Source organism: Gordonia sp. 852002-10350_SCH5691597 (genome assembly GCF_001665715.1).
GTDB lineage: Bacteria > Actinomycetota > Actinomycetes > Mycobacteriales > Mycobacteriaceae > Gordonia > Gordonia sputi.
On record NZ_LZMO01000225.1, the window covers coordinates 1 to 9733 of the forward strand.

Here is a 9733-nt window from a genome sequence, read left to right on the forward strand (position 1 = left end):
CGCGCACCGATGAGAAGGAGAGTTCGGCGGTATCGGACGCCTTGAGTCCGATCTTCTCCAGCTTCCGTCCGACGGCGAAACCCTCGGATGTGGTGTCCACCACCAGAATCGAGAGTCCGGCCCGACGATTGTCGGGATCGAACGATGCGGTGCGGCACACCACCAGAATGCGGTCGGCCAGTGCGCCACCCGTGATGAATGTCTTTGCGCCGTCGAGGATGTAGTGGCTGCCGTCCTCGGAGAGCTTGGCCGTCGTCGAGATGTTCGCGAGGTCGGAGCCGGTGCCCGGTTCGGTCATGGCGATCGCGAACATGATGTCGCCCGAGGCGAATCCGGGTAGCCAGCGCTGCTTCTGTTCGTCGGTCGCGTACTCCATGAGGTACGGCAGGATCAGATTGGTGTGTACCGACTCGCTGCCGAAGGTCACGCCCGCGAGGGCGGTTTCTTCCGACACGACAAGCGAATACGTGAAATCGTGGACGCCTCCGCCGCCGTACTCCTCGGGCACCTCGATGCCGAGCACGCCCAACTCGCCGAGTTTGCGGTAGAAGTCACGCGGCGGGTGTCCCTGCTTCTCCCATTCGGGGTGGACGGGCACGACCTCCTTGGCGATGAAGTCGCGGATCGTCTTGCGAAAAGCCTCGTGGTCTTCGTTGAATACGGTGCGCTGCACGTCTTTTCCCTCTCGTCGGATATCTGTCGGTGGTTCAGCTGGCGGCGTACTCGCGCAGCAGCCCTTTGCTGATGATCTGTTTCTGGATCTCGCTGGTGCCCTCGCCGATGAGCAGGAACGGCGCTTCACGCATGAGTCGTTCGATCTCGAACTCCTTCGAGTAGCCATACCCGCCGTGAATGCGGAACGACGCCCCGGTGACCTCCGAACAGTATTCGCTGCACAGATACTTGGCCATGCCCGCTGCGACGTCGTTGCGTTCGCCGGAGTCCTTCAGCCGTGCGGCATTGGTCATCATCAGGTGTGCCGCTTCGACTTTGGTGGCTATCTCGGCGAGACTGAACGCTATCGCCTGGTGCTCGGCGATCGGTTTGCCGAAGGTGTGGCGCTGTTGCGCATAGGCGATGGCGAGTTCGAACGCTCGTTGCGCAACACCGCACGCGCGTGCAGAGACATTGACCCGACCCACCTCGACCCCGTCCATCATGTGCGCGAACCCGCGGCAGGGCACTCCGCCGAGGATGTCGTCCGGCGATGCCCGATAGTCGTCGAAGATCATCTCCGTGGTGTCGATGCCCTTGTAGCCCATCTTCTCGATCTTTCCCGGAATGGTCAGTCCGGCAACGACTTCCCCGAATCCTGCAGGCTTCTCGATGAGGAACGTCGTCAGATTGTGGTGCGGTTTGGCCGCGCCCTCGTCGGTACGGACAAGTGCCGCAACGAGAGTCGACGACGCCCCGTTCGTCAGCCACATCTTCGCGCCGTTGATCGTGTACGCGCCATCGTCACCGAGCTTGGCCGACGTCTTGATCGCTGCGACGTCGGAGCCGAGATCCGGTTCGCTCATCGAGAACGCGCCGCGCACCTCGCCGGTGGCCATCCGTGGCAGAAACCGTTGCTTCTGCTCGTCGGTTCCGTGCTGACGCAGCATGTAGGCGACGATGAAATGCGTGTTGATGACACCGGACACGCTCATCCAGCCGCGTGCGAGCTCCTCGACGCACAGCGCGTAGGTGAGCAGCGACTCGCCGAGTCCTCCGTACTCCTCGGGGATCATCAGGCCGAACAGCCCCAGTTGGGCCATGCCATCGACGATCTTCTGCGGGTAGGCGTCGTCGTGTTCGAGTTGCTGCGCGGTCGGGATGATCTCGGCGTCGACGAATCGTCGCACCGCGGCGACGATGTCTTCCTGGGTGTCGGTGAGACCGAGCGTGCGGGCCAGACGTGCCATGACCTCCAGCATGCACCCGTGACGTAGGTGGAAGGAACGGCCGGATCGGCTAACACACCGATAGGGCGACTCAATGGGATAGGGCTTGTCTATGAGTCCGTGAACGCGAAACTACTTGTGGTCACCAGGTGAGAAGTGGTCGGCTCGAATGCATGACAGATGCAGTGATCGTCGACGCGGTACGCACCCCGATCGGACGTCGAAACGGGGCGTTGGCCGGTATCCATCCCGCTGACCTCTCGGCCCACGTGCTCGAAGCGCTCGTCGAACGCACCGGGATCGACCCCGCGATCATCGACGACGTCATGTGGGGTTGCGTAAGCCAGCACGCCGAGCAGGCGGGAAACATCGCACGCACAGCGGTGTTGGCCGCCGGGTGGCCGACCACGGTCCCCGGAACCACGGTCACACGGGCGTGCGGGTCGAGTCAGCAGGCATTGGCGATGGCCGCGGCCGCGGTGATCTCCGGCCAACTCGACGTCGTCGTGGCGGGCGGAGTCGAGTCGATGAGCCGTGTCCCGATGGGTACCGCGGCACCCAACGGCGAGAGTCAGCCGGCAACCGTACTCGACCGCTTCGGCGTCGACCGCTTCAGTCAGGGCATCGGGGCAGAGGAGGTAGCGCGACGCTGGGGTCTGAGCCGCGCCCAACTCGACGAGTACGCACTGCGGTCACACGAACTCGCCGCCACAGCAACCGATTCGGGCGCCTTCGACGCTCAGCTCGCGACGCTGCCCGGCGTACTCGAGGGGGACGAGGGTATTCGACGCGGCGGTTCGCTGGAGTCCCTCGGCAAACTCCGAACGGTGTTCGACGATAACGGTGTCATTCACGCGGGCAACGCATCACAGATCTCCGATGGGGCTGCCGCGCTGCTGGTGATGTCGAGCGAGACCGCGGCGGCCAACGGCCTGGTCCCTCTGGTGCGGATTCACACCACCGTCGTGGCGGGTGATGATCCGGTCGTCATGCTCACGGGGCCGATTCCCGCCACGGCCAAAGTGCTTGCACGATCCAAACTCTCGATCGACGAGATCGGTGCATTCGAGGTCAATGAGGCGTTCGCGCCGGTGCCGCTGGCGTGGCAGATCGACACGGGTGCATCGGAGAAGGCGCTCAATCCGCTCGGCGGAGCGATCGCCGTCGGACATCCGCTCGGGGGATCCGGCGCCATCCTCGCGACTCGTCTCGCGCATCACATGCACGACAACGGTATTCGCTACGGACTGCAGACGATGTGCGAAGCGGGCGGCATGGCCAATGCCACCATCTTCGAGCTGATCGGCTGACGTCGATGACGCAATTGCAGGCCGCCGTCGTCGGACGGGAGGCCGGCGTGCGGCTGCGCGAGTCAGAGGAGCTACATCATGCGTGAGGTCGTGATCTGCGAACCGGTCCGCACCCCGATCGGACGCTACGGCGGGATGTTCCGATCCGTGACCGCGGTCGACCTCGGAGTAGCGGCGCTGAGCGGATTGCTCGAGCGCACCGCTGTGCCGCACGACGCCGTCGAGGACGTGATCCTCGGCCACTGCAACGGCAACAGTGAGGCACCCGCGATCGGGCGGGTCGTCGCGCTCGACGCAGGGCTTCCGACGACGGTGCCGGGCATGCACGTCGATCGACGCTGCGGCTCCGGTCTGCAGGCCGTGATCCAGGCGGCCTATCAGGTGGGTGCCGGCGACAACGATCTCGTCGTAGCGGGCGGTACCGAGTCGATGAGCAATGCGTCGTTCTACTCCGTCGACATGCGCTGGGGTGGAGCACGAACCGGAATCGCGCTGCACGACAGCCTTGCTCGGGCGCGATCCACCGCAGGTGGCCGAGACCATCCGATCCCGGGCGGGATGATCGAGACCGCCGAGAATCTCCGTAGGCAGTACGGCATCTCGCGCGACGAGCAGGACGAGCTGGCCGTCGAATCGCATCTGCGCGCCGTGCGTGCGCAGAAGGACGGCATCCTGGCCGAGGAGATCGTTCCGGTCACCATGTCGGGCAAGCGGTCTGAGCAGGTCATCGACACCGACGAACATCCGCGGGCCGACATTTCTCTGAATTCGCTTGCCGCGCTGACACCGATCATGTCGAAGGTCGACGCCGACGCCACGGTGACCGCCGGAAATGCGAGCGGTCAGAACGACGCGGCGTCGATGTGTCTGGTGACGACCGCTGAGACGGCGCAGCGGTACGGTCTGCGCCCACTCGTACGACTGGTGTCATGGGGTCTTGCGGGAGTTCCCCCGGAGACGATGGGGATCGGTCCGGTTCCGGCGACGCAGAAGGCGCTCGACAAGGCGGGTCTCACCCTCGACGACATGGACGTGATCGAACTCAACGAGGCGTTCGCGGCACAGGCGCTTGCCGTGACCCGTGAGTGGGGTTTCGGTCGATTCTCCACCGAGAGTGCCGATTTCGCGCGCGTCAACGTGCACGGCTCAGGCATCTCTCTCGGTCATCCCGTCGGCGCGACCGGAGGCCGGATGCTCGCGTCGCTGGCTCGCGAACTGGTGCGCGGTGGCGGGCGCTACGGCCTCGAGACGATGTGTATCGGCGGCGGACAGGGGCTGGCGGCAGTGTTCGAGCGGGTGGCCTGACCGGTCATACGTCGACCGTATTCAGTTCTCGCGGTGCAGTGTTCGAACGACGTCGACGAAAGCCTGTGCGGCGATCGATAATGCCGTCGGGTCGTACATGAGCGCGAAGTTGCGGACGAATCGCGGACGAACGGGCCGCACCGTGGTGCGATCGGCAACCGACTCCGCGACCCGTCGTTCGAGCAGCGTCGCGCCGATTCCCGCCAGCACCATGGGTAGTCGCTCCTCGCGGTCTTCGGCGAGCACCGCGATCGGTGGGCGTACGCCCGCTTCGCGCATCGCGCTCTCGATCTCGTCGGCGACCGTCCCGCCGCGCGGAACGAACACCATCGGGATGTGGGGGAGGTCGGCGATGTCGATCGGACCGTCGGGCAGGACGGTGCCCGAGGGACAGACGAGCCAGAACTCCTGCTCGCCGAGCACGATCACTTCGAGAGCATCGTCGACCGCCGTCTCGACGGGGTGAAGATGTGTGACGACGAAGTCGCAGCGACCCTCCTCGATCACGGCTGCCGCGAGTGATTCGTCGTCGAGTTCGCCCACCCTGATCGTGGCGGTGGGGTGCGCGCTGACGAATGCCGCGACCACATCGGCGATCGTGGAACCGTCGGCGAATGGTGACGCGAGGATCTCCACCCGCCCGGTGATCTGATCACTGCCGACGGCAAGCGCGTCGTCGACCGATCCGACGTCGCGCACGATCTGGCGCGCCGAGCCGACGAGTGCACGTCCCGCAGCGCTGGGCACCATCCCGCGGCCGATCCGGTGGAAGAGTTGCACCCCGAGCTCGCGTTCGAGCGCGCGTAGCGCCTGCGACACCGTCGGCTGGGTCACGCCGAGCGACACCGACGCCCCGCCGATCCCGCCGTGCTCGACCACGGCGAGGAAGTATTCGATCTGACGTAGTTCCACGGGCTACTCGAAGACCGGGTCGTCGACTTGTGCTGGCGCGCCGCATGTCTGGCGCGCGACGGCGACGAAGGCTGCGGCGGCGGGCGACGGTTGCCCGGAGCGCATGATCAGGCCGAAATCTCGTCGCAGCGGCGGGCCCAGGCTGTACGTCGTGGCGTCCGGAATCTGCTCGGCGACCGACTCCCGCGGCGCAATGGTCGCGCCGACGCCCCGGGTGACCAGCTCGCGGATGGTGGGCGGATGCGCGCAGTCGACCGCGACGTTGCGCGCACCGTCGGCGATGACGTCGGCGAGAAGGCTTTCGGTCGCCGGGTCGGAGAGGTCGAGGAGCAGGGGCAGCGCGCGAACGGACTCGCGTGCGACAACCCCGGCGTCGGCGTCGACGTTCAGAGACGGTGGCGCGGCAAGGACGAGTTCCTGAGTGCCCAGCGGCGCGGATACGAAAGTGGAATGGTCCGCGCTGGAATCGATCAGTCCTATCTCGGCGCGTCCGCTGCGCAGCGCAGCGAGGATGCCCGCCGGGCCGTCGGCGGCAAGAATTCGTACGATCACCCGATCGAAGCGCGCACGGAAATCACGCACGATCGTGACGAGGGGTGCGACTGCGAAGGCGGATTCGGTGACGACATCCACTGTCCCGGAACGCAATTCGCGAACTGCGCCAACCCGCTGACGCGCTCGCTCGACGTCGGCGAGGACTCGCCGCGCGATCACCTCGACGCGTGCGCCCGCCTCGGTGAGTTCGAGTCGACGCCCCGTGCGGTCGAACAGCGTCACGCCCAGTCGGCGTTCGAGCGTGCGAATCGCCTGCGAGAGCGACGGCTGGGAGATGTAGAGCGCCTGCGCAGCCTTGGTGATACCGCCGTGATCGATGACCGCGACGAAATAGGTGGCAAGGTGCAGGTCCACTTCTCGATCGTAGGCGAGGGGGTGCCTCGGTCAGTGGCCGGTCCACTTCGGTGCGCGCTTCTCGGCGAAGGCGCGGGCGCCTTCCTGCGCGTCGTCGGAGACGAAGACGGGGTCGAGGATGCCGCGCTGCTCCGCGAACAACTCGGGGTCGGTGTAGCGGATGGCCATGCTGACGACCTGCTTGGTGGCGCGCACCGCCAGCGGTCCGTTGGCGGCGATCCGTGCTGCGAGCTCACGCGCGCCGTCGAGCGCTCCACCCGACGGTGTCAGGATGTTCACCAGACCGAACTCGTGGGCGCGGACGGCGGTGATCGGGTCGCCGGTGAGTGCGATCTCCATGGCGAGTTGGTAGGGAAGGATCTTGGGGAGTCGCAGCAGACCGCCCGCTGCGGCCGCGAGTCCGCGCTTGACCTCCGGCAGACCGAATTTCGCGTCGTCGGCGGCGACGATCAGGTCGGCCGACAGTGCCAGTTCGCACCCGCCCGCCAGTGCCCAACCCTCGACCGCCGCGATCAGTGGTTTGCTCGGGGGAGCGGAGGCGATACCACCGAAGCCGCGACCCTCGACGCTGGGCAGCTCACCACGCGTGAACGCCTTGAGATTCATACCGGCACAGAAGGTTCCACCCGCTCCGGTGAGGATGCCGATGGTGATGTCATCGCGTCGTTCGAACTCGTCCATCGCCGCGGCGAGCTGTTGTGCGACCTCCTGGTTGACGGCGTTTCGCGCCTCCGGGCGGTCGATGGTGAAAACGGCTACGCCGTCGGCGGATTCGGTGCGTACCGGGGTCATCGCAGAGTTCCTCTCGTGGTTGCGGATTCGATCGTCGCGGATTCGATGTGATGGTCGGCGGGGCGGGTGTCGGTGACCGTCCAGCGCACCGGCTCGTGGCCTGTCGACGAGATGATGCCGCGCGCTTCGAGTACCAGCAGGTGCGCGTTGGTCTCCCGCAATGCCATGCGGGACAAGGGAATCGACAGATCGGAGAACGGGCGAGACCACGTGACAGCGCGTGTGACGTCCCACGCTGTCGCGCCCGGTTGGTTCCAGATCGCCTCGGCGATCTCGTTGAGCCGTTCCTCGTGGTGCGAGAGGAGATCGGTCACCCGGTCGGCGAGCCCACGGAATCGGTACTCGTGACTGGGCATGGCCTCGAGGTCGCCGATGTGCTCGGTTCGCGCGAGCGACGTCAGGTAGTCGGCCAGCGGGCTCGGCGTCTGGAAGGGATTGGTCGAGACATTCGGGCTGATCCGGGGGAGCAGATGATCGCCGGTGAAGATGACGCCCGCGTCGTCGTCGGCGAAACACAGGTGCCCCGCCGTGTGGCCGGGTGTCCACACCGCACGCAGATTCCACCCGGGAACGTTCAGCGGAACGTCGTCGTCGAGCTCGACATCCATCGTGCGACCGTCCGGGAGCCGGACGAATTCGAGGAGCCCGGTGTCCGCGACGTCGGTCGGAGCGCCGAGGACACGGAGGTCCTCCTGAGCGGCCACGAACTCACGCGCTACTTCTTGTTCGCTGTGAAACCGCAGGTGGCGGGCGTCGGCGACGTGCATCGCGAGCTGTGGGTCGGTGTGTTCGAGCAGGCGCGGGACGAGTCCGAAGTGGTCGGGGTGCAGGTGGGTGACGAAGACGTGCGAGACGTCGGCGAGGTCGTGTCCGGTGGCGTGGATTCCGTCGACGAGCATCTTCCAGCCCGTGTCGGTGTTCCAGCCGGTGTCGATGAGCGCGAGCCGGCCGTCTGCCGTCGCCAATGCGTAAACAAGGATGTAGCGCAGCGGGTTCTCGGGGATGAGGACCGGGATCGACCAGAGGCCCGGCCGGACTTCTTCGACGGGCGGCATCTCTTTACGCACCCAGGCCTCGCGCTGGCGATGGCCGGTGACCACGATCGACGTACTCATCATCTGATCCGACCACGGCGAGACCGAGCGCCACAAACACCCGTCGACTCACAGCCCGTGAGGAAACCCCTATGTAGCTGTGCACCGAAAAGATCCACCTCATCTGTTGCACGCCACCTTCGGCACTGCCGAAGGTAGATCGACACAGATGAGGTGAACTTTTCTGGTCCTACTCGCTCACGGAACTCGTCGGCGCAACCATCGCCTGATCCCAGACGGCGAGGAGTTCGTCCATCACGTCCGTCGACATCCCGAACAGGCTCAGATGGCTCTCGCCGTGCAGGCTGAACAGCTTGGCGTCGGGCAGCAGCGAGACCACGTGCTCGCCGTGCGCGTAGGGGACGATGTGGTCGCGGTCCCCGTGCCACCAGCGCACCGGGGTGGTGATGTCGGTGACCGAGAAGCCCCAATCGCGGGAGAACACCCGTACGTCGTTGAACGGTGCCTCCATGCGGTGCGACCCGCCGCTGAGGAGGTCGTCGAGGAACATGGCGCGAAACTCCGGGCGGCTGAGCAACTCGCGGTCGGCGGCGGGGGAGAGCCTGCCGTAGAGCAGGATCGCGGGCTCGGCGATCGGTCGGACGAAGCGCAGCGCGGTGCTGATCGCCTGGCCGACGGGTGCACCGAGGACCGGCAGAACGGGCGCGGCGTGGCGTGCCAACGCAACTGCGCCACCGCCGATCGCCTCCGGGCCCACCGTCGGGGCCACGCCGCCGACGATTCCGGCGACGTGGACGCGTGGACCGAACTCGTGCGCGACGGCCAGCGCGTACGGGCCGCCGCCGGAGACGCCGATGACACCGAAATCGTCGATGCCGAGCGCGTCGAGGACGTCGGTGAGGTCGGCGCAGAAGTCCCGGACGGAGTCGTAGGGGTGGGCCGTCGACGATCCGACGCCGGGCCGGTCGATGCCGATGAGTCGGACTCCGCGCGCGGCGGCGTACTCGCGGGCTTCGAGCGGAATCTGTCGTCGAGCACCGGGCGTGCCGTGGAACCACAGGATCGGGCGTCCGGACGCCGAACCGAACTCGGCGAATCCCATCCGGCGCTTCTTCTTGTCGTGTGCCTGTGTTCCGACAGCTACGGAGCCCTCGATCTTCGGGCGATCGACGTCGATCATGTGACAAGGGTCTCACGCTGTCGTTCGACGCGGAATGCGGGCATGGTTGACGCATGGCCTCCGCCTGGCAGCCCCTGAAGAGCTCGGTCTTCCGCAACCTGTTCATCGCGCAACTCGTGTCGAATGTCGGGTTGTGGATGCAGTCGGTCGGCGCGCAGTGGTTTCTGGTCGACCAGCACGCCGGACCCGCCGTGATCTCACTGGTCCAGACGGCAAGCCTCGCGCCCACTCTGCTGTTCTCGCTGCTGGCGGGCGTGCTCGCCGACAGTCTCGACCGCAAATGGTTGCTCGTGGTGATGTCGGTCTACTCCACGGCGATCGGCGTGCTGATGGCGGTGTTGGCGTTCACCGGACACCTCAATCCCGCCACGCTGTTGATCCTGACCT

The 9733-nt window shown here is 66.1% G+C and carries 10 protein-coding genes; 3 read left to right on the forward strand and 7 right to left on the reverse strand.

All coding sequences use genetic code 11. The features are described from left to right. Together A5777_RS16425 and A5777_RS16430 are read right to left on the reverse strand one after the other, a co-directional pair. Positions 1 to 673, reverse strand: a 673-nt coding sequence (locus A5777_RS16425; RefSeq protein WP_197502401.1) for an acyl-CoA dehydrogenase family protein, incomplete at its 3' end; no start/stop codon positions are given. A 34-nt stretch (positions 674 to 707) separates the two neighbouring features. Further along, complete coding sequence (locus A5777_RS16430; RefSeq protein ID WP_174273024.1) at positions 708 to 1904, reverse strand: acyl-CoA dehydrogenase family protein; 1197 nt, start codon at positions 1902 to 1904, stop codon at positions 708 to 710. A gap of 152 nt (positions 1905 to 2056) precedes the next feature. Between A5777_RS16430 and A5777_RS16435 the strand changes: the two genes are divergently transcribed. Beyond that, positions 2057 to 3193, forward strand: coding sequence for a thiolase family protein (locus A5777_RS16435; RefSeq protein ID WP_064863465.1), 1137 nt, complete (start codon positions 2057 to 2059; stop codon positions 3191 to 3193). Between the two features lie 78 nt (positions 3194 to 3271). After that, positions 3272 to 4498, forward strand: coding sequence for an acetyl-CoA C-acetyltransferase (locus A5777_RS16440; RefSeq protein WP_064863466.1), 1227 nt, complete (start codon positions 3272 to 3274; stop codon positions 4496 to 4498). A 21-nt stretch (positions 4499 to 4519) separates the two neighbouring features. On the opposite strand, the gene A5777_RS16445 is transcribed toward A5777_RS16440, so the two are convergent. From A5777_RS16445 to A5777_RS16465, 5 genes are all read right to left on the reverse strand, one after another. Next, complete coding sequence (locus tag A5777_RS16445) at positions 4520 to 5410, reverse strand: LysR family transcriptional regulator (protein WP_005204298.1); 891 nt, start codon at positions 5408 to 5410, stop codon at positions 4520 to 4522. A gap of 3 nt (positions 5411 to 5413) precedes the next feature. Continuing rightward, on the reverse strand, positions 5414 to 6319 hold the full coding sequence (locus tag A5777_RS16450) for a LysR family transcriptional regulator (RefSeq protein WP_005204300.1): 906 nt from the start codon (positions 6317 to 6319) through the stop codon (positions 5414 to 5416). A 30-nt stretch (positions 6320 to 6349) separates the two neighbouring features. Further along, on the reverse strand, positions 6350 to 7111 hold the full coding sequence (locus A5777_RS16455) for a crotonase/enoyl-CoA hydratase family protein (protein WP_064863467.1): 762 nt from the start codon (positions 7109 to 7111) through the stop codon (positions 6350 to 6352). Further along, positions 7108 to 8226, reverse strand: coding sequence for an MBL fold metallo-hydrolase (locus tag A5777_RS16460; RefSeq protein ID WP_039855038.1), 1119 nt, complete (start codon positions 8224 to 8226; stop codon positions 7108 to 7110). Before A5777_RS16460 ends, A5777_RS16455 begins: the two co-directional genes overlap by 4 nt. 169 nt (positions 8227 to 8395) lie before the next feature. Then, entirely contained in the window at positions 8396 to 9346 is a 951-nt protein-coding gene (locus A5777_RS16465; RefSeq protein WP_005204305.1) for an alpha/beta fold hydrolase, read from the reverse strand. A 53-nt stretch (positions 9347 to 9399) separates the two neighbouring features. Between A5777_RS16465 and A5777_RS16470 the strand changes: the two genes are divergently transcribed. Continuing rightward, positions 9400 to 9733: MFS transporter (locus tag A5777_RS16470; protein ID WP_197502402.1), on the forward strand; the 334-nt coding region annotated here is incomplete at its 3' end.